20 protein-coding genes and 2 pseudogenes are annotated in these 24,002 nt (G+C 69.8%); 16 read left to right on the top strand and 6 right to left on the bottom strand.

What is annotated here, in order from left to right:
* Positions 1-17: 17 nt before the first annotated feature.
* The 4 genes from ACTWQR_RS18200 to ACTWQR_RS18185 all read left to right on the top strand — a co-directional run bounded on the left by ACTWQR_RS18200 (position 18) and on the right by ACTWQR_RS18185 (position 6,743).
* Positions 18-1,127 carry an NAD(P)H-dependent flavin oxidoreductase gene (locus ACTWQR_RS18200; RefSeq protein WP_443228132.1) on the top strand — a complete coding sequence of 370 codons (1,110 nt, stop codon included), beginning with the start codon at positions 18-20 and terminating at the stop codon, positions 1,125-1,127.
* Positions 1,124-2,665: an acyl-CoA synthetase gene (locus ACTWQR_RS18195; RefSeq protein WP_443228131.1), complete on the top strand. Its 1,542-nt coding sequence runs from the start codon at positions 1,124-1,126 to the stop codon at positions 2,663-2,665. The genes ACTWQR_RS18200 and ACTWQR_RS18195 overlap by 4 nt, the downstream gene beginning before the upstream one ends.
* Before the next feature lie 419 nt (positions 2,666-3,084).
* The gene (locus tag ACTWQR_RS18190) at positions 3,085-4,656 is read left to right on the top strand and encodes an acyl-CoA synthetase (RefSeq protein WP_443228130.1); all 1,572 of its coding nucleotides are present in this window, start codon (positions 3,085-3,087) and stop codon (positions 4,654-4,656) included.
* Positions 4,657-4,799: 143 nt separating this feature from the next.
* Complete coding sequence (locus tag ACTWQR_RS18185) at positions 4,800-6,743, top strand: sulfatase (RefSeq protein ID WP_443228129.1); 1,944 nt, start codon at positions 4,800-4,802, stop codon at positions 6,741-6,743.
* A 168-nt stretch (positions 6,744-6,911) separates the two neighbouring features.
* On the opposite strand, the gene ACTWQR_RS18180 is transcribed toward ACTWQR_RS18185, so the two are convergent.
* On the bottom strand, positions 6,912-8,528 hold the full coding sequence (locus tag ACTWQR_RS18180; RefSeq protein WP_443228128.1) for an acyl-CoA synthetase: 1,617 nt from the start codon (positions 8,526-8,528) through the stop codon (positions 6,912-6,914).
* Between the two features lie 229 nt (positions 8,529-8,757).
* Here ACTWQR_RS18180 and ACTWQR_RS18175 point away from each other — a divergent pair, with 229 nt between their 5' ends.
* The 6 genes from ACTWQR_RS18175 (at position 8,758) to ACTWQR_RS18150 (ending at position 14,268) form a co-directional block, all read left to right on the top strand.
* Positions 8,758-9,558 (top strand): crotonase/enoyl-CoA hydratase family protein, encoded by an 801-nt coding sequence (locus ACTWQR_RS18175; RefSeq protein ID WP_443228127.1) that lies wholly within the window; start codon positions 8,758-8,760, stop codon positions 9,556-9,558.
* Between the two features lie 148 nt (positions 9,559-9,706).
* On the top strand, positions 9,707-10,663 hold the full coding sequence (locus ACTWQR_RS18170) for a Zn-ribbon domain-containing OB-fold protein (RefSeq protein ID WP_443228126.1): 957 nt from the start codon (positions 9,707-9,709) through the stop codon (positions 10,661-10,663).
* A complete protein-coding gene (locus tag ACTWQR_RS18165; RefSeq protein ID WP_443228125.1) occupies positions 10,664-11,728 on the top strand; it encodes a thiolase domain-containing protein in 1,065 nt (354 codons plus the stop codon).
* A gap of 8 nt (positions 11,729-11,736) precedes the next feature.
* Entirely contained in the window at positions 11,737-12,903 is a 1,167-nt protein-coding gene (locus tag ACTWQR_RS18160) for a thiolase domain-containing protein (protein ID WP_443228158.1), read from the top strand.
* 83 nt (positions 12,904-12,986) lie between these two features.
* Complete coding sequence (locus ACTWQR_RS18155; protein ID WP_151478766.1) at positions 12,987-13,229, top strand: DUF397 domain-containing protein; 243 nt, start codon at positions 12,987-12,989, stop codon at positions 13,227-13,229.
* A gap of 145 nt (positions 13,230-13,374) precedes the next feature.
* Positions 13,375-14,268, top strand: a complete 894-nt coding sequence (locus ACTWQR_RS18150) for a universal stress protein (protein WP_443228124.1) — start codon at positions 13,375-13,377, stop codon at positions 14,266-14,268.
* A 217-nt stretch (positions 14,269-14,485) separates the two neighbouring features.
* On the opposite strand, the gene ACTWQR_RS18145 is transcribed toward ACTWQR_RS18150, so the two are convergent.
* Positions 14,486-15,139, bottom strand: a complete 654-nt coding sequence (locus ACTWQR_RS18145; RefSeq protein WP_443228123.1) for a pyridoxine/pyridoxamine 5'-phosphate oxidase — start codon at positions 15,137-15,139, stop codon at positions 14,486-14,488.
* Positions 15,140-15,211: 72 nt separating this feature from the next.
* On the opposite strand from ACTWQR_RS18145, the gene ACTWQR_RS18140 reads away from it, so the two are divergent.
* The 3 genes from ACTWQR_RS18140 (at position 15,212) to ACTWQR_RS18130 (ending at position 17,355) form a co-directional block, all read left to right on the top strand.
* Positions 15,212-15,841, top strand: coding sequence for a CGNR zinc finger domain-containing protein (locus tag ACTWQR_RS18140; protein ID WP_443228122.1), 630 nt, complete (start codon positions 15,212-15,214; stop codon positions 15,839-15,841).
* Positions 15,842-15,850: 9 nt separating this feature from the next.
* The gene (locus ACTWQR_RS18135) at positions 15,851-16,261 is read left to right on the top strand and encodes an ACT domain-containing protein (protein WP_443228121.1); all 411 of its coding nucleotides are present in this window, start codon (positions 15,851-15,853) and stop codon (positions 16,259-16,261) included.
* Between the two features lie 596 nt (positions 16,262-16,857).
* The gene (locus tag ACTWQR_RS18130; RefSeq protein ID WP_443228120.1) at positions 16,858-17,355 is read left to right on the top strand and encodes a hypothetical protein; all 498 of its coding nucleotides are present in this window, start codon (positions 16,858-16,860) and stop codon (positions 17,353-17,355) included.
* 330 nt (positions 17,356-17,685) lie between these two features.
* Here the strand turns inward: ACTWQR_RS18130 and ACTWQR_RS18125 are convergent, their stop codons facing one another.
* Together ACTWQR_RS18125 and ACTWQR_RS18120 are read right to left on the bottom strand one after the other, a co-directional pair.
* Entirely contained in the window at positions 17,686-18,420 is a 735-nt protein-coding gene (locus ACTWQR_RS18125) for a hypothetical protein (protein WP_443228119.1), read from the bottom strand.
* Between the two features lie 275 nt (positions 18,421-18,695).
* Positions 18,696-18,986, bottom strand: a pseudogene (locus ACTWQR_RS18120) (type III PLP-dependent enzyme); the annotation flags it as partial.
* Positions 18,987-19,107: 121 nt separating this feature from the next.
* Between ACTWQR_RS18120 and ACTWQR_RS18115 the strand changes: the two are divergent.
* A complete protein-coding gene (locus ACTWQR_RS18115; protein WP_443228118.1) occupies positions 19,108-19,965 on the top strand; it encodes a (2Fe-2S)-binding protein in 858 nt (285 codons plus the stop codon).
* 115 nt (positions 19,966-20,080) lie between these two features.
* Complete coding sequence (locus ACTWQR_RS18110; RefSeq protein WP_443228117.1) at positions 20,081-20,452, top strand: VOC family protein; 372 nt, start codon at positions 20,081-20,083, stop codon at positions 20,450-20,452.
* Positions 20,453-20,456: 4 nt separating this feature from the next.
* Here the strand turns inward: ACTWQR_RS18110 and ACTWQR_RS18105 are convergent.
* Positions 20,457-20,753: pseudogene (locus tag ACTWQR_RS18105) on the bottom strand (N-acetylmuramoyl-L-alanine amidase); the annotation flags it as partial.
* Between the two features lie 280 nt (positions 20,754-21,033).
* Positions 21,034-22,176: an aminoglycoside phosphotransferase family protein gene (locus ACTWQR_RS18100; RefSeq protein WP_443228116.1), complete on the bottom strand. Its 1,143-nt coding sequence runs from the start codon at positions 22,174-22,176 to the stop codon at positions 21,034-21,036.
* Positions 22,177-22,409: 233 nt separating this feature from the next.
* On the opposite strand from ACTWQR_RS18100, the gene ACTWQR_RS18095 reads away from it, so the two are divergent.
* Positions 22,410-23,912 carry a DNA-binding protein NsdB gene (locus tag ACTWQR_RS18095; protein ID WP_443228115.1) on the top strand — a complete coding sequence of 501 codons (1,503 nt, stop codon included), beginning with the start codon at positions 22,410-22,412 and terminating at the stop codon, positions 23,910-23,912.
* Positions 23,913-24,002: the final 90 nt, after the last annotated feature.

The following is a 24,002-nucleotide window of genomic DNA, read 5'->3' as shown; positions in this document are numbered from 1 at the left end:
TGCGGCATCCTGCGCCCATGCAGACGGAGCTGAGCAAGAAACTGGGAGTCGAGCACGCCCTCTTCGGCTTCACGCCGTTCCCCGCTGTCGCCGCTGCCATCAGCCGGGCGGGCGGATTCGGCGTGCTCGGCGCGGTCCGCTACACCGCGCCGGACGACCTCAAACGCGACCTCGACTGGGTCGAGGCGAACGTGGACGGCAGGCCGTACGGACTGGACGTCGTCATGCCCGCCAAGAAGGTCGAAGGCGTGACCGAGGCCGACGTGGAAGCGATGATCCCCGAGGGACACCGCCAGTACGTCAAAGACACCCTGGCCAAATACGGCGTGCCGGAACTCGCCGAGGGGGAGGCCTCCGGCTGGCGCATCACCGGCTGGATGGAGCAGGTCGCCCGCAACCAGCTCGACGTCGCCTTCGACTACCCGATCAAACTGCTGGCCAACGCGCTCGGGTCACCGCCCGCCGATGTCATCGAGCGCGCCCACGACCAGGGCGTGCTCGTCGCCGCGCTCGCGGGCAGCGCCCGGCACGCCCGCAAGCACGCCGAGGCGGGCATCGACATCGTCGTCGCGCAGGGCTACGAGGCGGGCGGCCACACCGGGGACATCGCCTCGATGGTGCTCACGCCCGAAGTCGTCGAGGCCGTCGACCCGTTGCCCGTACTGGCGGCGGGCGGCATCGGCAGCGGGCAACAGGTGGCCGCAGCGCTCAGCCTCGGCGCCCAGGGCGTGTGGCTCGGCTCCATATGGCTCACCACCACGGAGGCCGACATGCACTCGCGCGCCCTGACCCAGAAGCTGCTCGCCGCCGAGTCCGGCGACACGGTCCGCTCGCGCGCACTGACCGGGAAACCCGCACGGCAGCTGCGTACCGAATGGACCGACGCCTGGGACGACCCGAACGGACCCGGCCCGCTCCCCATGCCGTTGCAGGGCCTGCTGGTCGCCGACGCGGTCTCACGGATCCAGAAGTACGAGGTGGAGCCGCTGCTAGGGACGCCCGTGGGGCAGATCGTCGGCCGGATGAACAGCGAACGCAGTGTCCAGGAGGTCTTCGACGACCTCACGCGCGGTTTCGAGAAGGCCGTCGACCGCGTCAACCGGATCGCCGGAAGGAGCCAGGAGTGAGCCAGCCCCCCATCGGTTTCTGGGCTCAGGCCACCGCCGACCCCGAGCGCCCCGTCCTCGTCGCGCCGGACGGAGAGGAGTGGACCGCCGGACGGCTGCACGCCGAGGCCAACCGGCTGGTGCACGGGCTGCGCGCCGCCGGGCTCGAACGCGGCGACGCCTTCGCGGTCGTACTGCCCAACAGCATCGAGTTCTTCACCGCGTACCTCGCCGCCACGCAGGCCGGCTTCTATCTCGTGCCCGTCAACCACCACCTCGTCGGCCCCGAGATCGCCTGGATCGTCTCCGACTCGGGCGCCAAAGTGCTGATCGCCCATGAGCGGTTCGCCGACTCCGCACGCCACGCGGCCGACGAGGCGAAGCTCCCGGCGGACCGGCGGTACGCGGTCGGCCCGGTCGAGGGCTTCCGGCCGTACACCGAACTCCTCGACGGACAGGCCGAGTCGGCGCCCGAGGACCGCACCCTCGGCTGGGTCATGAACTACACCTCGGGCACGACGGGCCGCCCGCGCGGCATACGGCGCCCGCTGTCCGGCAAGCTCCCGGAGGAGGCGTATCTCGGCGGCTTCCTCGGCATTTTCGGGATCAAGCCGTTCGACGACAATGTGCATTTGGTGTGCTCGCCGCTCTACCACACGGCGGTGCTCCAGTTCGCGGGCGCGTCCCTGCACATCGGGCACCGGCTGGTGCTGATGGACAAGTGGACGCCCGAGGAGATGCTCCGCCTCATCGACACCCACAAGTGCACGCACACACATATGGTCCCGACCCAGTTCCACCGCCTGTTGGCGTTGCCGGAGCCCACGAGGGCGGCGTACGACGTGTCGTCGATGCGGCACGCCATCCACGGCGCCGCCCCCTGCCCCGACCATGTGAAACGGGCCATGATCGAGTGGTGGGGCCACAGTGTGGAGGAGTACTACGCGGCCAGCGAGGGCGGTGGTGCCTTCGCGACCGCCCAGGACTGGCTGAAGAAGCCGGGCACGGTCGGCAAGGCCTGGCCCATCAGCGAACTCGCGGTCTTCGACGACGACGGAAACCGGCTGCCGGCCGGTGAACTGGGCACCGTCTACATGAAGATGAGCACGGGCGGGTTCTCGTACCACAAGGACGATACGAAGACGAAGAAGAACCGCATCGGCGACTTCTTCACCGTCGGTGACCTGGGTTATCTCGACGAGGACGGCTACCTCTTCCTCCGCGACCGCAAGATCGACATGATCATCTCGGGCGGCGTCAACATCTACCCGGCCGAGATCGAGGCCGCGCTGCTCACCCACCCCGCCGTGGCCGACGCCGCCGCCTTCGGGATTCCCCACGACGACTGGGGCGAGGCGGTCAAGGCGGTCGTCGAACCCGCCCCCGGCTTCGAACCGGGCGAGGCACTGGCCGCCGAGATCCTCGGACACTGTGAGCGCCAACTGGCCGGGTACAAGCGGCCCAAGAGCGTCGACTTCATCGAGACGATGCCGCGCGATCCCAACGGGAAGCTGTACAAGCGGCGGCTGCGGGAACCCTATTGGGAGGGGCGCACCTGAGTGGGGTGACGCGCGGTGTGGTTCTGTCCCGTGTGGTCCCGCCCCATGTGGGACGGGACCACAGGACCAGCTCACTCGTGTACCCGCACCACCTTCGGCGCGGGCGAGGAGCGGCTTCCGCCAGAACCGGTCGAAGAGCAGCGCCCCGGCTGTTCGGTGTCCGTGCCGGGGTCCCACGCCTTGAGCACGCCGCAGGCCTCGGAGTGTCACCTGCCGTGCCGCCGCTCCCTGTTGCCGTGCCAGGCGCTGTCGTCCCGGCGGGTGCGCATCGTGTCCCAACGTCATTGAGGGAAGGGGCGGTTGAGCGTACCAACGGGTATGCACCATGACGGTGCTTCGGTCCTGACCTCCTTCGGCGACACTCGGCGTCCTCCGCGAGACTTGACCCCGCTCGCCGGACGCAACGAGGATCACGTGTCATGACGCCTGGACACGGCAGCACGGTTGACGGGGTGCTGCGGCGCAGCGCCCGGCGCACCCCGGCTCGGGTAGCGGTCACCTACCGCGAGCGCTCATGGACGTACGCCGAACTCGACGACGCGGTCTCCCGCGCGGCGCAGGTGCTGCACTCCTCGGGCCTGGCCCCCGGCGACCGCGTCGGCGCCTACGGCCACAACTCTGACGCGTACCTCATCGGCTTCCTGGCATGCGCCCGGGCCGGACTCGTGCACGTGCCGGTCAACCAGAACCTGACAGGCGACGACCTCGCGTACATCGTCGGCCAGTCCGGCAGCACGCTCGTCCTGGCCGACCCGGACCTCGCCGGGCGACTGCCCGACGACGTACGCGTGGTGCCGCTGCGAGACGCCGACGACTCGCTGCTCGCACGGCTGGCCTCGACGCCTCCGTACGACGGACCCGAGCCGCGCACCGAGGACCTGGTGCAGCTGCTGTACACCTCGGGCACGACGGCCCTGCCCAAGGGCGCGATGATGACGCACCGCGCGCTGGTGCACGAGTACCTGAGCGCGATCACCGCCCTGGACCTGAGCGCGGGTGACCTGCCCGTGCACTCGCTGCCGCTCTACCACTCGGCGCAGATGCACGTGTTCCTGCTGCCGTATCTCGCGGTCGGCGCCCGGAACACCATCCTCGACGCGCCCGACGCCGAGCAGATCTTCGACCTGGTCGAGGCCGGTCGCGCGGACAGCTTCTTCGCACCGCCCACCGTGTGGATCGGTCTGTCGAACCGTCCCGACTTCGCGACCCGCGACCTGAGCGGGCTGCGCAAGGCGTACTACGGGGCGTCGATCATGCCGGTGCCCGTGCTGGAGCGGCTGCGCGAACGGCTCCCGAAGCTGGCCTTCTACAACTGTTTCGGCCAGAGCGAGATCGGCCCCCTCTCCATGGTCCTCGCGCCACGCGAGCACAGGAAGAAGCGGCTGGACTCGTGCGGCCGTCCGGTGCTGTTCGTCGATGCCCGGGTCGTCGACGAGGACGGCAAGGACGTGCCCGACGGCACTCCCGGTGAGGTCGTCTACCGTTCGCCGCAGCTGTGCGAGGGCTACTGGGACAAGCCGGAGGAGACGGCGGATGCCTTCCGGGACGGCTGGTTCCACTCCGGTGATCTGGTCGTGCGGGACGCCGAGGGGTACTTCACCGTCGTCGACCGGGTGAAGGACGTCATCAACTCCGGCGGCGTCCTGGTCGCTTCGCGGCAGGTCGAGGACGCCCTCTACACGCATGCCGAGGTGGCGGAGGTCGCGGTGATCGGGCTGCCCGACGAGCGGTGGATCGAGGCTGTGACCGCGGTGGTCGTACCCCGCGGTGAGGTCAGCGAGGACGAGCTCGTCGCCCACGCGCGCGAGAAGCTGGCCCACTTCAAGGCGCCGAAGCGGGTGCTGTTCGTGGACGAGTTGCCGCGCAACGCGAGCGGGAAGATCCTCAAGCGGGAACTGAGGGACCGGTTCGGGGAGGCTTCCCGGGCAGGCGGCCCCGAGGAGGGGAGCTCCGATGACGGAAGCTCCGATGAGGGAAATCCCGGCGATTGAACGAAAACCGCCGGTGAGCCGTACAGAGGGAAGACAACGGCGGCTCGGACTGTCCCGAGCCCGGTCCGCTGTGTCGCCACCGGGTTTCGCAAGGAAGGACCTTCGGGTTGTCGCGCACCACGAGCTCTCGTCAACTGCCGGACATGGACCGGACGACCCCGGAGGAGGACGTGCCGTCGGAGGTACCTCCGACGGCCACGTCTGACGAAAGCCCTGCTGTCGAGGCGAGCGCAGGGTCGCCGAAGGCTCCCGCGGCCGTGGACGGCACCGCGTCCCATGAGGCTCCCGCAGGCGAGAGCAGCACCCCCTCCGGGGGTGACCCCGCGGCCGAGGAGCGCACCGGTTCCGAAGAGGGCGTATCCGAGGAGGATGCCTCCGCGAGTGACGGCCCGTCCGAGGCCCCGGCCCCCGACGAGCCCGACACTCCCGCCGCCGCTCGCAATTGGCGGGACCGGCACCCGGTCGCGGTGCGGAACGTGGGGTGGGCGGTCACGGCCCTGTCCCTCGCGCTCGTGTGCTTCGCGCTGCTCATGCCGACCTCGCTGGACAAGTTCCGGCCCGGCCTGTTCGTACGCATCCCGGTGGAGGCGGTTCTCGGCGCCGCTGTCCTGTTCGTCCTGCCGCGCAGACCGCGGCTGGTGATGGCGGGCCTCGCCGGCCTGGGGCTCGGCCTGCTGACGATCCTGAGTCTCCTCGACATCGGGTTCAACATGTTCCTCGGCCGGGGATTCAACGTGGTCCTCGACTGGGTCCTCTTCGACGACGCCCAGGCGTACATGAAGGACTCGATGGGCAACGGCGGCGCGATCGGCGCAGTGATCGGGGTCGTCGTCCTCGTTCTCCTCGTGCTCGCCCTGATGATCCTGGCGGTGCTCCGGGTAAGCAACGTCATGGCCCGGAACCGGGACGTGGCGAGCCGCGCCACGCTGGTGGCCGGGACCGTCTGGGTGACCTGCGCGGCGCTGGGCCTGCAGCTCGGCACCGGGTCGCCGATCGCGGCCAGGAGCACGTTCGCCCTCGTCGAGGACCGTCTGCACCGGGTGCAGGCGACCCTCAAGGACGAGGCGGCGTTCGCCAAGGAGGCCAAGAAGGACACCTTCGGCAAGACCCCGGGCGATCAGCTCCTCACCGGTCTGCGCGGCAAGGACGTCATCTTCACCTTCATCGAGAGTTACGGCCGCAGCGCGGTCGAGGACGAGGACATCGCGCCGGGCGTCGACGCGACCCTCGCGGCCAAGAACGCGGAGCTGGGCAAGGCGGGGTTCGCCGCGAAGAGCGGCTGGCTCACCTCGGCGACGTACGGCGGCAGCAGTTGGCTCGGCCACTCCACCTTCCTGTCGGGCCTGTGGATCAACAACCAGAACCGGTACCGCACCGTCACCGCGGGCGAGCACCTGACCCTCACCGGCGCCTTCAAGCGCACCGGCGCCTGGCGGACCGTGGGCATCATGCCGGGCGTGCAGAAGAACTGGCCGGAGGGCAAGTTCTACGGCCTCGAAGAGGTCTACGACTCCCGGGAGCTCGGCTACCAGGGCCCCAAGTTCAGCTGGTCCACCATGCCCGACCAGTACGCTCTGTCGGCCTTCGAGCGACTGGAGCACGGCAAGAAGCAGGACAAGCCGCTGATGTCGCAGATCATCCTGACCTCCAGCCACCAGCCCTGGGCGCCCCTCCCCGAGACGGTCCCCTGGGACCAGGTCGGCAACGGCTCGGTCTACAAGGACATCGAGAAGGCGGGCAAGGAGGCCTCGGACGTCTTCTACGACTCCGACAAGGCGAAGGAGGAGTACGGGAAGTCCATCCAGTACTCGGTGACCAGCCTCATCGACTACGTGGTGAAGTACGGCAGCAAGGACACCGTGCTCGTCTTCCTCGGCGACCACCAGCCCATGGCCAAGGTCAGCGGCAACAACGCCAGCCGGGACGTGCCGATCTCGATCGTCGCCCAGGACAAGTCCGTACTGGACAAGATCGACGACTGGAACTGGACGGACGGCCTCAAGCCCGACTCGACGGCCCCGGTCTGGCGCATGGACGCCTTCCGCGACCGCTTCCTGACGGCGTACGGCTCGAAGCCCACGCCCTGAGCCCTCGGCGACGCACCTCGCCGGGCCGGGCGCTCAGAAGGGGACCCCGAACGTGCCGCTCGGACGGGGACCCGAACGTGTCGCTCAGCCCGGTACGGCCCGCGTCCCGCCGATGATGACCGGGCCGGTGGTGGGAGTGGGCGCGCTCGCCGCGGGGGTGGCGCGGGCTCAGTGGTCCGCCGCCGCCACCGAACGGGCCCACCGGTAGTCCGCCTTGCCGCTCGGCGAACGCTGGATGGTGTCCGTGATCACCAGCTGGCGCGGGATCTTGTAGCCCGCGAGGTGGGTGCGGCAGTGCCTCTGGATGTCGTCCAGGGACAGGCGCCCCGCTCCCTCGCGCAGTTGCACCACGGCAGCCACATGGTTGCCCCACTTGGCGTCGGGCACCCCGGCGACCAGTGCGTCGTACACGTCCGGATGGGACTTGAGCGCCTGCTCGACCTCCTCCGGATACACCTTCTCGCCGCCGGTGTTGATGCACTGCGAGCCGCGGCCGAGGACCGTGACGATGCCGTCCTCGTCGACGGTTGCCATGTCGCCGAGCAGGACCCATCGCTCGCCGTCCTTCTGGAAGAAGGTCTCGGCGGTTTTCTTCGGGTCGTTGTAGTAGCCGAGGGGCACGTGTCCGCGCTGCGCGATGCGACCGGGCTCACCGACGGCGACCGGCTCGTACGTGGCCGGATCCACCACCTGCGTACGTGAGTTGACGCGTATCCGGAAGCCGCGGTCCGGGCCCGAGTCCTCCGTCGCCGTGCCGTTGAAACCGGACTCCGACGAGCCGAAGTTGTTCAGCAGCATCACGTTCGGCACAAGCGCCTGGAACTGCTCGCGCACCGTCTCCGACATGATCGCGCCGGAGGACGAGACGCTGAACAGGGAGGAGCAGTCGGTGCCCTTCATGGGTCCGTTGAGCGCGTCGATGAGCGGCCGGAGCATCGCGTCGCCGACCAGGGAAACGCTGGTGACCTTCTCCTTCTCGATCGTCCGCAGTACCTCTTCGGGCGCGAACTTGCGGTGGATCACGACGCGTTGGCCGAAGTTGAAGCCGATGAGCGCCGTGAGGGTCGAAGTGCCGTGCATCAGCGGAGCCGTGGGGAAGAACGTGATCCCGTCACCACCCGCCGCGACCCGCTCAGCGAGCTCCTCCGGCTTCTTCACCGGCTCACCGGTCGGGGCGCCGCCGCCCAACCCCGAAAAGAACAAGTCCTCCTGACGCCACATCACGCCCTTGGGCATGCCGGTCGTGCCGCCGGTATAGATGATGAACTGGTCGTCGGCCGAGCGGGGCGGGAACCCACGCTCAGGTGATCCGGAGGCCTCGGCGTCGGCGAAGGCCACCGCCGACAGCGCGGGCGCGTCCGGTGCCGGAGCCCCCACCCGGATGAGATGCCGCAAGGTCGCAGCGTGCGGCAGCGCCGCCGCCACCCGCTCGGTGAACTCCGCGTCGAAGACCAGCGCCGCCAGATCCGCGTCCCGGTAGAGGTAGACCAACTCCTCCTCCACATACCGGTAATTGACGTTGACCGGCACGATCCGCGCCTTGAGGCACCCGAGCACGTTCTGCAGATACTCGATGCCGTTGTAAAGGTGCAGCCCGAGATGCTCGCCAGGGCGTATGCCGCTGTCGATCAGGTGGTGCGCGATCCGGTTGGCCGCCGAGTCCAGCTCCGCGTAGGTGAGACGGTGCTCCGCGCCCGTGCCGGGGTGGTCGATGTACATGAGTGCCTCGCGGTCGGGGACCACGTCGACAACCGACTCGAACAGGTCGGCAAGGTTGTACTCCACCGCTCCTCCTGACCCCGGCAACCATCGACGAAGAGACGTGCGCCGATCGCTTCGACACCTCCGCCGATCGCTGAGCCACGTCGTCCATCGCTTCGCCGGTCATCAGAGCAAAGCCCGCCACAACTGTGAAGGGTCCGCGCAGAAGAAATCTGACTGACTGTCAGAAAACCCTTGAACTGATCCCGCGCCTACTGCAACCTGTTCTCGTTCCTGAGACGGGAGGACGGCAATGGGTGGGACGGAACACCTCACCGTGCAGCGCGAAGGCGCCACACTGGTGCTCACGCTCAACAGGCCCGAGGCGAAGAACGCGCTCTCGCTGCCGATGCTGGTCGGCCTGTACGACGGCTGGGTCGAGGCCGACGAGGACGACGCCATCCGCTCGATCGTCCTGACCGGCGCGGGCGGCGCCTTCTGCGCGGGCATGGATCTCAAGGCTTTGGCGGGCAAGGGGATGGAGGGGCAGCAGTACCGGGACCGCCTCGCGGCCGATCCCGATCTGCACTGGAAGGCGATGCTCCGCCACCACCGGCCACGCAAACCAGTGCTCGCGGCGGTCGAGGGCCACTGTGTGGCCGGCGGTACCGAGATCCTCCAGGGGACCGACATCCGGGTCGCGGGGGAGTCCGCCACGTTCGGCCTCTTCGAGGTGAAGCGCGGCTTGTTCCCGATCGGCGGTTCGACGGTGCGCCTCCAGCGGCAGATTCCGCGCACGCATGCGCTGGAGATGCTGCTCACCGGCCGCCCGTACTCGGCGCGGGAGGCCGCCGACATCGGCCTGATCGGGCATGTCGTGCCCGACGGGACGGCTCTTGAGAAGGCCCTCGCGATCGCCGAGCAGATCAACGCGTGTGGTCCGCTCGCCGTCGAGGCCGTCAAGGCGTCTGTGTACGAGACCTCGGAGATGACCGAGGCCGATGGGCTTGCCGCCGAGCTGAAGCGGGGGTGGCCGATCTTCGATACGGCCGATGCCAAGGAGGGGGCGCGGGCTTTCGCCGAGAAGCGCCCGCCGGTGTATCGGCGGGAGTGAGCTCTGCTGGAGGCCGGTTCGGAGCTGCGGGTCCGTTGTGGCTGGTCGCGCAGTTCCCCGCGCCCCTCAGGGGCGCTGGTCGCGGCCGCATGTGTCACAGTCCCGTGCCCCTGACGGGGCGCAGCCCCGTCCTGTGAGGAGAAACCCCGTGCCCGAAGTCCTCAAAGCTCCCCTTGTCGTCGAATTTCCCTTCACTCGCTCCCTCGGCCCCGTCCAGAGCGCGTTCCTCACCGGGCTGCGCGAGCGCGTCGTGCTCGGAGTGAAGACCGGCGACGGCCGGACGCTCGTTCCGCCCGTCGAGTACGACCCCGTCACCTCCGAAGACCTCCGCGACCTCGTGGAGGTCGCCCCCACCGGCACGGTCACCACCTGGGCCTGGAACCACGAACCCCGCCGAGGCCAACCCCTGGACACCCCGTTCGCCTGGATCCTGGTGAAACTGGACGGCGCGGACACCGCCCTCCTGCACGCCCTCGACGCCACCGGACCCGATGCCGTACGCACCGGGATGCGCGTCCGTATCCGCTGGGCCGGGGAACGCGCCGGCGCCATCACGGACATCGCCTGCTTCGAACCGTACGAGGGCACCCCCGAAGCCCACGAAACCCCCGAACCCACCGTCCACGACGGCCGGTTCGAGAACCCGGTGACGGGCATCGTCGCCCCCGCCCGTCTCGACTACACCTACTCGCCCGGCCGCGCCGCGTCCGGTTACATCAACGCCCTCGCCGGGCGGCGGGCCGTCGGTGAGCGCTGTCCGTCCTGCCGCAAGGTGTACGTCCCGCCGCGGGGTGCCTGCCCCACCTGTGGTGTGGCCACGTCGGAACAGGTCGAGGTGGGGCCGCGCGGCACCCTCACCACTTACTGCATCGTCAACATCAAGGCGAAGAACCTCGACATCGAAGTGCCCTACGTCTACGGGCACATCGCCCTCGACGGCGCCGACCTCGCCCTGCACGGCCGTATTGGCGGCATCCCCTACGACCAGGTACGCATGGGCCTGCGCGTCGAGCCGGTGTGGACGGACGGGGGCCGCTACCCCGACCACTACCGGCCCACCGGCGAACCCGACGCGGACTACGACACGTACAAGGAGCTGGTGTAGATGCCCGCCCCGAGGCCGCTGAGGGACGTCGCCGTCGTCGCCTTCGCGCAGACCGACCACCTCCGCACCACCGACGAGCTCTCCGAGGTGGAGATGCTCATGCCCGTCCTGCACGAAGTCCTGGCCAGTACCGGCCTCAAGACCAGCGACATCGGCTTCACCTGCTCCGGGTCCACGGACTATCTCGCGGGCCGCGCCTTCTCCTTCACGATGGCGCTCGACGGGGTCGGCGCCTGGCCGCCGATCTCCGAGTCGCACGTGGAGATGGACGGGGCATGGGCCCTGTACGAGGCCTGGAACAAGCTTCTCACCGGCGAGGCCGACACCGCGCTCGTGTACGGGTTCGGCAAGTCCTCACCCGGCTCCGTACGCGACGTACTGACGCGGCAACTCGACCCGTACTACGTGGCGCCCCTGTGGCCGGACTCCATAGCCCTGGCCGCCCTTCAGGCACAGGCGCTCATCGACGCGGGCGACACGGACGAGCCGGCCCTGGCCGCCGTCGCCTCCCGCAGCCGCCAGTCGGCCACGGCCAACTCCCATGCCCAGCTGAGAGGTTCGGTGCCGCAAGGCGACTATGCCGTACGTCCCCTCCGTACCGGCGACTGCCCGCCCATCGGAGACGGGGCGGCCGCCGTGATCCTGGCGGCGGGGGAGCGGGCCCGCGAACTGTGCGAGCGGCCCGCCTGGATCCGGGGCATCGACCACCGGATCGAGGCACACAGTCTCGGCGTACGCGACCTGACCGACTCGCCGTCCACACGGCTGGCCGCCGAGAAGGCCGGAGCCTTCGAACGGCCCGTCGACACAGCCGAGTTGCACGCCCCCTTCACCGCCCAGGAAGTCGTCCTGCGCAAGGCCCTGCGGCTGGACGCGAGCGTCGACGTCAACCCCTCCGGGGGAGCGCTCGCCGCCAACCCCATGATGGCCGCGGGCCTCATCCGCATCGGCGAGGCGGCCGCCCGGATCCAGCGCGGCGACTCCAACCGCGCGCTCGCGCACGCCACTTCGGGCCCGTGTCTGCAACAGAACCTGGTCGCCGTACTGGAGGGAGACCCGCGATGAGCACCGCGATGAGCAAGGAGCCCGTGGCCGTCGTCGGGATCGGCCAGACCAAGCACGTCGCGGCGCGAAGGGACGTATCGATCGCGGGACTCGTCCGCGAGGCCGCCCAACGCGCGCTTGCGGACGCCGAGTTGACGTGGGCGGACATCGACGCCGTCGTCATCGGCAAGGCACCCGACTTCTTCGAGGGCGTCATGATGCCCGAGCTGTACCTCGCCGACGCGCTCGGCGCGGTCGGCAAACCGATGCTGCGCGTGCACACCGCGGGATCCGTCGGCGGCTCCACCGCCCTCGTCGCCTCGAACCTGATCGCGAGCCGCGTCCACGGCACCGTCCTCACCCTCGCGTACGAGAAACAGTCCGAGTCGAACGCCATGTGGGGCCTGTCCCTGCCGATCCCCTTCCAACAGCCCCTGCTCGCGGGCGCCGGCGGCTTCTTCGCCCCGCACGTGCGCGCGTACATGCGGCGCACCGGCGCCCCCGACACGGTCGGCTCTCTGGTCGCGTACAAGGACCGCCGCAACGCGCTCAAGAACCCGTACGCGCACCTGCACGAGCACGACATCACCCTGGAGAAGGTCCAGGCCTCACCCATGCTCTGGGACCCGATCCGCTACTCGGAGACCTGCCCCTCCTCGGACGGCGCCTGCGCGATGATCCTCACCGACCGTGCGGGAGCGGCCCGTTCGCCGCGGCCGCCCGCCTGGATGCACGGCGGCGCGATGCGCTCCGAGCCGACCATGTTCGCCGGCAAGGACGGTGTGTCGCCGCAGGCCGGGAAGGACTGCGCGGCCGACGTGTACCGGCAGGCGGGCATCGCGGATCCGCGCCGCGAGATCGACGCGGTCGAGATGTACGTCCCGTTCTCCTGGTACGAGCCGATGTGGCTGGAGAATCTGGGCTTCGCAGACGAGGGCGAAGGCTGGAAACTGACCGAGTCCGGGGTCACCGAGCTGGACGGCGACCTGCCGGTGAACATGTCGGGCGGAGTGCTGTCCACCAACCCGATCGGGGCCTCCGGCATGATCCGGTTCGCCGAAGCCGCACTTCAGGTGCGTGGGCAGGCCGGAGAGCATCAAGTCGACGGCGCCCGCCGCGTCCTCGGGCACGCCTACGGCGGTGGGTCCCAGTTTTTCTCGATGTGGCTGGTCGGAGCCGTGCCGCCCGTCTCCTGAAGCTGTCCCCCTCACGTGGCCTGTGCGCGGCAGTAAGCGAAAGCTAGGCTGGCCGCGGACGACGAACCGGGAGGAGCACGGACGTGGCCGAGAGCACCATCCAGCAGCACCCGCTCGCGGGCTGGGACAAGCCGGAGCTTGACCTCAGCAACGCCGACTGGCACTCCAGCAGCCGTGGGCTGGGAGATGTGCAGATCGCCTTTGTCGAGGGATTCATCGCGATGCGCAACAGTGGCCGCCCGGAAAGCCCCTCCTTGATCTTCACGCCCGCGGAGTGGGGCGCGTTCGTGTCAGGGGCGCGGGAGGGGGAGTTCGACCTCACGTAAGAGGACGTGAGGGACGCCGACACGACACCAGGGGTGTTTTCCTTCCCTTTTTCCGGACACGCGATCTTCGAGCCCTTCCTGGGGTCAGGCCTGAGCGAGGCTGGCCCCAGGAAACGGAAGACGGCGTTGCGGAGGCGAGGATTCCATGAGCACCCTGCCGGTCATCGCGACGGTCGACGGGTCGGACGACAGCATGCGCGCCCTGGAGTGGGCTCTCGACGCCGCACGTAGGCGCGGGGCGCCGCTGCGGGTGGTCCATGTGCGGGAGTACGCGCCCTGGGCGCGGCCCGAGATCCTCACCGCCGGACAGCCGGAGCAGGAGCCGGACCGGGTCCTCGACCAGGTGCGCGGTCGTCTGGAGGGCCGGGCCGACCAGCCGGTGACGGAGTATGTCGCCCTGGACGGCCGGCCCCCCGCCGTGCTGCCAGGCCTCGGCTCCGACGCACAGCTGATGGTCTTCGGCTCCCGCGGCCGCGGCGGCTTCGCGAGCCTGCTGCTCGGCTCGAACGGCCTGGCCGCCGCGCGCGAGGCGGAGTGTCCCGTCGTCGTGGTGCCACGGCCCGGACGCGAGGTGCACGACTCCGAGCTCGTCCGACCAGGGCCGCGCGTGGTCGTCGGTCTGCACGTGGACAGCCCGAACGACGAGGCCCTCGCCTTCGCGTTCGCCGAGGCCGCCCGGCGCGAGGCCAGGGTCCAGGTGGTCGCCGCCTATCCCTGGCCGCTACAGGCCGGCGACTTCCCGTCGTCCATGATCATCGACCAGGACGCCATCGAGTCCGAGACCAGGACGCTGGCGGACGGCTTCGTGGCCCCGCACACCGCGCGGCATCCCGAGGTCCGCGTCGACCTGTACGCGGTACCCGGCGACGCGGCCGGTCACCTCGTCGCGGCCTCCAAGGACGCCGACCTCGTGGTGGTGGGTCGCCACCGCCGACGGCTGATCGCACCCGCCCGCATGATGGGCTCGGTCACCCAGGCGGTACTGCTGCACGCGGCGAGCCCGGTGGCGGTGGTGCCGCCCGACAGCGATGAGAGCTGAGTCCGGGCGGGGCGGAGGGCGCTGACCGCTGACCGGCACGTATACGTACGCGTTCCGTGCACGCCGCGTTCCGTGCACGCCGCGTTCCGTGCACGCCGCGTTCCGTGCACGCCGCGTTCCGTGCACGCCGCGTTCCGTGCACGCCGCGTTCCGTGCACGCCGCGTTCCGTGCACGCCGCGTTCCGCGTACGCCGCGTTCCGCGTGCACCTCGCCTGTTCATGGCCACAGCAGCTGCTTGCCCCAGCCCTCTCCGGACCGCAGATACGCGAGCCGCGTGTGCCGTCGCTCCTTGTCGCCCTGCCAGAACTCGACGGACTCGGCGTGTACCGAGTGCAGGGTCCAGCCCGGCGCCACGAGATCCGGCTCGGCCGCCAGGCGGGCCAGCGACTTCTTGACGGCCGTATCGCGCTCGGCGAGGTCCGTGAGGGGGCCCGACTGACGGCCGAGGAGGGCCTCCGCGCGAGCCCCGGCGCCGCGCGCCAGGAAGTCGGCCGCGCTGTCCTCCGGGCTCTCGGGTACGACCGGGCCGCGTACCCGGACCTGCCGGGCGAGCTGCGGCCAGTAGAAGGTGAGCGCCGCGTACGGCCGCTCGGCGAGGTTCCGCGCCTTGACGCTGCCGCCGTCCGACGCGAACCGCCAGCTGTCGGGGCCGAGCCCCTTCAGGATCAGCGTCCGCGCCGTCGGATTCCCGTCGGCGCCGGCCGTCGACAAGGTCATCGCGTGCGGCTCGCGCACCCCGGCGTCCACGGCCGCGAGCAGCCACTCCGTGAACAGCTCCGTCGGCGTATCCGGGGCTGCGGACGGATCGAACACGGGGAGCTCACCCGCGAACACCTCAAGGCCACGCAGCAGTTGACGCAGATCCTCCACAGGCACTCCCCGCTCGTGCGTTCATCGATGCGCTCGTTCACTAATGGATGCGGTTGAATCTATCATTAGCCCATGAACGCCTCGATCGGCCCGGACGCACGGCTCGCCCTGGACCTCGCCCTGACCATCCGCCACGACGGCCACGGCGGCGTCGCCGACGACCTCGCCACCACGGCGGGCCTCACGGCCTGGGTGCGCGAGCACCCGGAGGCCGGAGCCGACGGGTTCGAGGCGGAGGGAGTGGGCTGGGCGGAGGGGGCGAACGGGGTGGACGAGGCCGAGCTGGCCGCGGTACGCGACGTGCGCGCCGCGGTCCGCGCCCTGTTCGCTCACTCCGTGCGCCCCGGTGAGCCGAGCCCGGCCGACGCCGCCCGGCTGATGCCCGTACGGGACGCCGTCGAGCGGCTCAACGCCCGGGCGGCTTTGGCGCCGACCGTCCCCGTACTGTCGTGGCCCGCGGGAGCCGACCCCGTCGTACGCCAGGAACCCGTGCACGGCGGCGCCGGGCTCACCGCGACGCTCGCCCGTGCGGCCATCGCCTTCCTCGCGAGCCCCGATCGACAGCGGCTGCGCGCATGCCACGCGCCGCGCTGTGTGCGCTACTTCCTCAAGGACCACCCGCGCCAGGAGTGGTGCAAGCCCTCCTGCGGCAACCGGGCCCGTGTCGCCCGCCACCACGAGCGGCACAAGAAGACGGCATAACCTCCGCATATGAACGCAAGCGCAGAACGCGACCTCGGTCGACTGCTGAGCGGCATGCAACCGGCCCTCCACCCCGGCCGCTACGTCTTCACCACCGTCCCCGGCGGCACGGCACCACCCGGACTCTCCCCGGTCGTCACGGTCGTCGAGGACGAAGGGCTCACGCTGGTCGTACAGCAGGAGGACGCCGACGCCGCACGCCTGCCGTACGACTATGTGGCGGGCTGGATCACTCTGCGCATCCACTCGGCGCTGGACGCGGTCGGCCTCACCGCAGCCGTCGCTCAGGCCCTGGCCGAAGCCGGCCTGAGCTGCAACGTCGTCGCCGGCTTCCACCACGACCACCTCTTCGTGCCGCACGCGCGGGCCGCCGAGGCCGTGGCCCTGTTGGAACAGCTGGCCGACCGCTCCGGTCGGTAACGGTCGACGACTTCCCGGCGGTCGCTCCCGCTCCGGGCGCACGCTGAGGTGTCTGCAGGTCACGGTGCGCACTTGCTCATCGCGTCGGCTGCACCACCATGGCAGCAGGTCACTCTTCGAACGCGAAAGTGAACTCGCCGCCGTGGACGAGGTGTTGGGCGTTCGAGGTGGTGAACCGGGCTCGGCGGTTCGGTGCGGCGGTCGTAGTCAACGGATGTGGGCCAACGCGTGAGGGCAACCACCGGGGCCGACCAGCGTGGGTCAACGTATGTAGGCCAACACTCGTTGACCAACGCGTGTTGGTGATGCGGCTGGCGCGCGTCTATGGCCCTGACGGATGTGGGCAATCGGCCGGTGGCGCACGCCTGCCGCGAGGCAACCAGCGTTGGCAAACGTCCGTTGACGAATGCGTCCCGCGTTTGCGCTCGAAGGCCAACCAGAGGGCCGAACCCGAAGGCCAACCCGGAGCGACAACACCCGATGGCCTACAACCGTCGGCAGACCGTTCCCCAGCCAACGCGTGATGGCCAACGTGCACTTGCCAACAGCCGTCGACCCCACGCCGTTCTACCCGTCGGGGCACGTACCATTGCGGCATGTCGTTCCTCCGCCGCCGCAGCGCCACCCCCGCCGGGCCCGAATTCGACGTCCTGGCCATGGACCCGGGCGACTGGCCGGGCAATCTCGGCGCGGGCCTGCTGCCCGCGCCCGATGGCAGCTGTCAGGGTGTGTTCCTGCGCTACGACCTGTTCGGCGGTCGTGGACCCGCGATGATCATCGGCAATCTGCCGGAGGGATCGCCGGCCCGGGACGTGGCCGAGGGGGAGATCCCGTTCGAGGTGGCCCAGCTGCTGCTGGCGCTGGAGAACGAAGAAGAGGTCACGGTCGTCGGCACCGAGGACATGCCGGTGATGCAGGGCGACAACCTGCTCATCGTGCGCCGCCTCAAGCTCTCGGAGTCGCGCATCTCCTGCGTGCAGTTCGACCGCAGTGACAACGTGCTGGTGACGATCGCCGCCTGGGACCGTCCCATCACCGACGACCTGTACGCGCTCCTGAAGCCGCTGCCGGCGGAGCTCTTCCAGCAGGGCTGAGCCCCGGTCAGGGCTGCCCCTCTCCAGACGCTGTGTCATGACCCTCGCCCTCGGGTGTTCGCCCCCTGGACTCGAGGGTCATGTCGTACGGCTCGTACGAGCCGTACGACTCGTACGAGCCGAGCCGGCGAACCGCACGAGCCGACGCCGCGCAAGTCGGCGAATCGCGCGAGTCGGCGGATGGCGTGCCCCGCTGAGCCGCATGACCCGGACCAGCCCCTGGGATCTCCCGAAGGGCAAGGCCGAGAAGCGCAGTTGCGGGCGCGGCCGGTCTCGCATCGGGCGGAGCGGTGGCCGTGATACTGGGCCGGCCGCGCCGCCATCCTCCTATTACGGTCGCATCAGGTCGAGGTCCTCGCCCCACGCGTCCAGCACCGCGTCGTGCCCGTCCCGCCGGGCCACTGCCTCGACACGGGCAAAGAGCCGCCGCTGTAGGGGCACGTCGCCCGTTGCTGAGATGCGTTCCACGGCGGCGAGCAGCATGTGGGTGTCCCAGTCGGGCAGAGGGTAACGGTCGAGTTCCCACTCCAGATACTTGTTGTAGGGGCGGGGGCGACGGTTGAGAGCGAAGAGCAGCTCCAGCAGAAATCGGATGCTGTCGGCGGCGTCGAGGTGGGCGGCGAGTGTTTGTCCGTCGCGGTCGTTCTTGACGGAGCGGTAGAGGGAGTTGGCGTAGGCGTCGAGCCAGTTGTGGGAGTCCTGGAACGCTTCATCGGGATCGAGCCGTGCCTTGGCGGCCAGGAGCTGGGCGATGCCTCCGTCGAGTCGGTCGAGCACGATCCGGGCGCGGGCGAGGGCGTAGCGCTCAAAACCGGGCATTCCGGCCGTGCGGAACTCGGTGAGAGACACGATGACGAGGTCGAGCTCGGGGGCACGGTGGCCGGAAAGCCGGGTGAGATCCGTTGTCACGCCATCGGCGAGGACGACATACAGGTCGTGGTCGGCATGCTCGGTGGTCATGCCCTGGTGGGCCCGGGAGCCTTTGAGAACGAGGCCGACGACGGCGGCATCGGCGGTGGCGAGTTCGACGAACGCGTCGTAGGTGAGTGGCTGCTGAGCAGTCATTGTGTGATCTCCGGTGGGATGACGGTTATGTCAGCCGGGGCGGCCCCACCTGCCGGGGTCGCCCGCACCGTCCGCGGCGGCACTCGGCCACCGCTCGGAAGATCAACGCACGTGTGGACTCTATCGCCCAGCCGGCCGCGAGGTATCGCATTCGTGCTGCTTCGAGCAGGCCAGTTCGCAGGGCGGCGTTACCCCGGGAGTGGCCTGGAGTTGAGTGGCGACCAAGATCTACTGTTCCCAGCGCCCCGGAACAGCGCACCTGGCCGGGCGCCCCCTCATTCCCGATCGCATCCACGCCCGCCCATGAAGTGGAACCCGGGACGGGGGTGCATCAGGAAATCGTGGTGGGAGATGTTCCACGCGTAGGCACCCGCGAGCCCGAACGCCACACGGTCGCCAGCCCGGAGTCCCGCGGCCGGAACGTGCCGGGCCAGGATGTCCTTCGGCGTGCACAACTGCCCGGCGAGCGTGACGAGTTCGCGTTGCGCCACCGGTCGTGGCCAGGGGTGCGGCCAGGCGTCCACCTCCAGCACGGAGCAGGGCTGGTCGTGCCCCTTCGTGGCCGTGACGTGCGCATTCCTTGATCGTCGCCTCTGAAGCGCCGTCACGCGCCACTGTTCTCGATCTTTGCACTAAGGTAAGGCTTACCTTCTCATTCTGCACCGCCTTTCATGCACAGGAGTACCGATGACCGTGGCTCTGGAGACCCTGCCGACCGGTACCTCCCCGTCCGTGTCCGGCCTGCTCGCCGACTCGTATCGGCAACTGGCCGAGGTGTGCGAGGCGCTGGCGGTGAGGGTTGCCGATCCGGAGTCGGGCAGCGGCCAAATGGGCGTCACCGGCGCCGAGTTGACGAAAAACCGCGGGTCTCTCGACGGCTTCGTCGAGGCCGAGGCGGCCCGCGTTCAGGCTCGCTACGACCACACCCCGCGCCGGGACGTCGCGGCCTCGCGCGCCCTCCACGATTACGCGTGGTCGGTCGGCCTGCTGATGAGCGGCGTCTGGTACCTCACCGGGAGGGTGCCGCGGATCCACCCCGAGGACGTACGTGTCGACCTGACGTCCGGCATGTTCGAGATCACTCCGGGACCGGACCTCGCCTGTCTCCGGGACGACCCGGTCGCCGCCACCCTCCCCGGAGCGCTGACGGTTCCTCATGAGGAGGCACTGCGCGCTGAGTTGAGGGTGGCGGTCGCCGATCACATGGGCCCGCTGCTGACCGCGATCGGCCCACAGGTCCGGCGCGGACCGCGCACGCTGTGGGGCTTGGTCAGTGACGACCTCGTCTCCGGAATCTGGTACCTGGGCCGCGTTCTCGGCCAGGAGTCCGACGCCGTACGGGCCGCCACCGCGCTCCTGCCCTCCGCCGTCCCGCCCTTCCCCGGCGGCGCCGACTTCCGTCACCTCGAAGGCGCCGACGGCCGACAGCACCCGACCCGCACCCGCCTGGGCTGCTGCCTCTACTACACGATCCGCCCGGCCGAGGCCTGCGGCACCTGCCCCCGCACCTGCGACGCGGAGCGACTGCGCCGACTTGAAGGCTGAGCCGCGCGGATGCCGAGCCGCTCCGCACGCACGAACGTACGGCGGGCGCCCTCCTTCCGCCCCGCGTAGCGTGGTTTCAGGCGGCCGACACATGTCTCACGACAGGAGACGCGCGATGACGGGCGAACCGACCTTCTTCGAAATCGGCGTGGCCGACCCCGAACGGGGCCGCGCCTTCTACGGAACCCTCTTCGGCTGGACCTTCGAACCCGGCACGTCGGGAGGGGGAGGATTCGCCATCACCACCGGCGGTGTGCCGGGCGGTATGCACGGCGGCGACGCCGGAGCCTCCCCGTACCTCTTCTTCCGGGTCGACGACCTCGACGCCGCGGCCGCCCAGGTGCGTGACCTGGGCGGCACGGTCGAGGACCTGGGAGAGGAGGGCGGCGAAAGCGAGGAGTCGGCCGACCGGTTCGGCCGGTTCAAGCTGTGCCGTGACGACCAGGGCTCGGCCTTCGGACTGCACGAGCCGCCCAAGGGTGCCTGACGCGCTACCCCTTGGACGGCATCACCCGCGCATCGGCAGCCCGGACGAACGCCACCCGGTGCCCGAACCGGATCTCGTAGTACATGTCCGAACCGCGCACCAATCTGTGCGGCGCGGTATCGAAGGTCGGCGCGTAGAAATACTCGCCCGGCACCTTCTCGCCGGCCGCGTACTTCTGCCCTTCGAGCAGCTTGTACGGCAACGGCGAGACCGACTGGACAGGCGCACCCTCCGAGTAGACCTCCTTCTCCGGGCACGCCCGTCCGTACACGGGATCTCCTTGAGACCCGGCCTTGGGTGTGTCGTGCGGGGCTGGGCGTGCGTCAGCGGTACCGGCTCTTCGACGCCCCGTCAATCAAGCCCAGAGGCAGGCAACTTCCCATGTCAGGGCTGAGGCGGCGAGGGTTTCGTGGCGGTGGTCGGCGGGCCTGCGAGGCGTCAGTGGAATGAACCAATGGGGCTGATCGGGCGAGCGCGACGAGCGGCATACCGGCCGGCACACCTGGCCCTACCTGCCTACCGGCATGACGAAGGTCCGCGGTGCGCCGCTGTCCCAGGCGCACCGCGGACCGTCATCCCCCTCAGCGAGTCCCGACCGCCGCTCGAACGGCCCGTCGGGCCAGCTGGCAGTCGTCGTGCAGCCGCCTCAGCAGCAGCCGCTGTTCCTCGCCGGACGGCGCAGCACCCGGGTGGGCCGGTCCCGGTGCCGCCGGGGTCGTCTCGTGCATCGAACGCTGCACGGCCATCTCGTAGGTACGGATCTCCCTGGTGAGTACGAGCATCAGGTTCACCAGGAACGCGTCGCGCGCCGCGGGCCCCGCCGACTGCGCGAGCTGGCTGATCTGCCGCCGGGCGACGGGCGCGTCCCCGAGGACCGCCCACAGCGTCGCCAGGTCGTACCCCGGCAGATACCAGCCTGCGTGCTCCCAGTCCACCAGTACTGGACCGGCCGGTGAGAGAAGGATGTTCGACAGGAGAGCGTCGCCGTGGCAGAACTGGCCCATGCCCTGGCGGCCCGCCGAGTGCGCGATGCCGTGCACCAGCTTCTGCAGGTCGCCCATGTCCCGGTCGGTGAGCAGCCCCAGCTCGTGATACCGGGAGATCCGCGCCGCGTAGTCCAGCGGGGCGTCGAACGTGCCCGCCGGCGGACGCCACGCGTTGAGCCGGCAGATCGCGCCGAGCGCCGCCCTGATGTCCGCGCGCGGCGGCGCCTCCGCCGGATGCCGCTGCAGCGCCGCCACCCGCCCCGGCATCCGCTCGATCACCAGCGTGCAGTTGTCCGGGTCCGCCGCGATCAGCCGTGGCACCCGCACCGGGGGCCGGTGCCGCACGAACGAGCGGTATGCCGCTATTTCATGGCGGATCCGCTCGGCCCACACTGGAGAGTGGTCCAGTAAACACTTGGCTACGGCGGTGCTGCGCCCTGTCGTGCCGACCAGGAGCACGGAGCGGCCGCTGCGACGCAGCACCTGCACCGGGGCGAACTCCGGACAGATCCGGTGCACCGACGCGATCGCCGTGCGCAGCTGCGCGCCCTGAGGGCCGGACAAGTCGAGTCTCCCGCTGAGCGGTTGGGTGCCCAGGCCCGGAGCGCGCCGAGTCCGGCCGGCACCGAGCACGGGGGCCGCCGGGCGCCCGGGGTCGAGATAGGGGCCGCCGCTGCCCGGCTGACGGAGGTGCGGCGACCGGGGAGGAGCGGACACGGAGGACGATGCTGCGTACATGGGCGAAACAGATCCCTTCGTGTGCCTGCTGATTACCGCGCTACCCGCCCCGGTCGCCCTGGTGCACCCTGGGGAATGTCCTTGGGGCGACCGGGTCGGGGTGGCGCTTTCCTACCTGACACCGGATGCCCAGTGGCAGACCATCTGGCGTGGCCTGGCGAACCCTGGCGAATAGTCCCGGAGCAACTGACAGAGGGTTACTGTCAACTCAGCCGAGAACCTGGGGGCTTGACGTGAACGGACAACCCAACACCCGTCTGTCGGACCTGTTCGGCCTGGCCGGCTGGTCCAAGGGTGAACTCGCGAGGATGGTCAACCGGCAGGCGGCGGCCATGGGCCACCCCCAGCTGGCGACCGACACTTCAAGGGTGCGGCGTTGGATCGACATGGGAGAGATCCCACGCGATCCGGTGCCACGGGTGCTGGCAGCACTGTTCACCGAGCGTCTCGGCCGTGTCGTGACCATCGAGGACCTCGGTCTGGTCCGGCACGGGCGCACGGGGAAACGGCAGGGCGGCGGGAATGCGGAACATCCCGACGGAGTGCCGTGGGCGCCCGAGCGGACTGCTGCGGTCCTCACCGAATTCACGGGAATGGACCTCATGCTCAACCGACGCGGCTTGGTGGGAGCGGGTGCCGCGCTCACCGCAGGATCCGTACTCAACAGTGCCATGCACGAATGGCTGCACACCGATCCGGCCCTCGCGGCCGACGCCCCTGACGTCGACAATCCCCTGCACGCCGACCCCGCCGGGTTCGACCGCTATGAGGCCGCCCCCATCGGGTCCCAGGAGATCGAGGAACTGGAGCGCTCGGTCGAGGTGTTCCGGGCCTGGGACGCGGCCCGCGGCGGCGGGCTGCAACGCAAGGCCGTGGTGGGCCAGCTCAACGAAGTGGGAGGCATGCTCTCCTACCGACAACACCCCGACCATCTGCAGCGGCGCCTGTGGGGCGTCGCCGCCAACCTCGCCGTCCTCGCGGGCTGGATGTCGCACGACGTCGGCCTGGAGCCCACGGCTCAGAAGTACTTCATCATCGCCGCCCACGCGGCCCGAGAAGGGGGAGACCGGCCGCGTGCCGGTGAGGCGCTCTCCCGCGCCGCCCGCCAGATGGTGCACCTGGGCCGGCCCGACGACGCGCTCGACCTCATGAAGCTCGCCAAATCGGGATCCGGTGACGAGGTGCTGCCGCGTACGCAGGCCATGCTCTACACCATCGAGGCCTGGGCACAGGCGTCGATGGGCAGGGGCCAGGCCATGCGGCGCACCCTCGGGGAGGCGGAGGACCTCTTCGTCTCGGACAAGGGTGACGTGCCGCCGCCGAGCTGGATGCAGCTCTTCGACGAGGCGGACATGCACGGAATGCAGGCCCTGGCCTACCGGACGCTCGCGGAGCACGATCCGTCCGCGGCCGCCGTCGCGCAGAGCCATGCCAAGGAGGCACTCTCGCTCCGCGAGAAGGGACGGGACCGGTCGAAGATCTTCGACCACATCTCGCTCGCGTCCGCCTGCTTCATCGCCGACGACCCCGAACAGGCGGACCGGTACGCACGCCTGGCCCTGACGTCGATGGGTTCGAACTCCTCCCATCGCACCTGGGACCGGCTGCGTGAGATGTATCGGCTGACCGGGCAGTACTCCAGCTATCCGAAGATCCACGATCTGCGCGAGGAGATCAAACTGTCGCTGCCCAAGGGCGCGTTGAAGTCGAAGGGTGGCAACAGCGCACGGGCATAGGGGGCCTGTGCCGCTGTAAGCGGCAGTGTGTGGTAGCTGTCGGGTGATGCCGGTCCGGGGTCCCCGTCTGTGAGGTCGTGACCGTGGCTG

Source organism: Streptomyces sp. 2A115 (assembly GCF_052245575.1).
Lineage (GTDB): Bacteria > Actinomycetota > Actinomycetes > Streptomycetales > Streptomycetaceae > Streptomyces.
This window is presented reverse-complemented; position numbering and strand designations above follow the sequence as displayed.

Excerpts from the sequence above, each read along its gene's own strand:
- ACTWQR_RS18115 (WP_443228118.1), top strand. The coding sequence starts at position 19,108 with ATGACCGTGGCTCTGGAGACCCTGCCGACCGGTACCTCCCCGTCCGTG.
- ACTWQR_RS18110 (WP_443228117.1), top strand. The coding sequence starts at position 20,081 with ATGACGGGCGAACCGACCTTCTTCGAAATCGGCGTGGCCGACCCCGAA.
- ACTWQR_RS18100 (WP_443228116.1), bottom strand. The coding sequence starts at position 22,176 with ATGTACGCAGCATCGTCCTCCGTGTCCGCTCCTCCCCGGTCGCCGCAC.
- ACTWQR_RS18125 (WP_443228119.1), bottom strand. The coding sequence starts at position 18,420 with ATGACTGCTCAGCAGCCACTCACCTACGACGCGTTCGTCGAACTCGCC.
- ACTWQR_RS18200 (WP_443228132.1), top strand. The coding sequence starts at position 18 with ATGCAGACGGAGCTGAGCAAGAAACTGGGAGTCGAGCACGCCCTCTTC.
- ACTWQR_RS18190 (WP_443228130.1), top strand. The coding sequence starts at position 3,085 with ATGACGCCTGGACACGGCAGCACGGTTGACGGGGTGCTGCGGCGCAGC.
- ACTWQR_RS18160 (WP_443228158.1), top strand. The coding sequence starts at position 11,737 with ATGAGCAAGGAGCCCGTGGCCGTCGTCGGGATCGGCCAGACCAAGCAC.
- ACTWQR_RS18185 (WP_443228129.1), top strand. The coding sequence starts at position 4,800 with ATGGACCGGACGACCCCGGAGGAGGACGTGCCGTCGGAGGTACCTCCG.
- ACTWQR_RS18140 (WP_443228122.1), top strand. The coding sequence starts at position 15,212 with ATGAACGCCTCGATCGGCCCGGACGCACGGCTCGCCCTGGACCTCGCC.
- ACTWQR_RS18165 (WP_443228125.1), top strand. The coding sequence starts at position 10,664 with ATGCCCGCCCCGAGGCCGCTGAGGGACGTCGCCGTCGTCGCCTTCGCG.
- ACTWQR_RS18150 (WP_443228124.1), top strand. The coding sequence starts at position 13,375 with ATGAGCACCCTGCCGGTCATCGCGACGGTCGACGGGTCGGACGACAGC.
- ACTWQR_RS18130 (WP_443228120.1), top strand. The coding sequence starts at position 16,858 with ATGTCGTTCCTCCGCCGCCGCAGCGCCACCCCCGCCGGGCCCGAATTC.
- ACTWQR_RS18135 (WP_443228121.1), top strand. The coding sequence starts at position 15,851 with ATGAACGCAAGCGCAGAACGCGACCTCGGTCGACTGCTGAGCGGCATG.
- ACTWQR_RS18175 (WP_443228127.1), top strand. The coding sequence starts at position 8,758 with ATGGGTGGGACGGAACACCTCACCGTGCAGCGCGAAGGCGCCACACTG.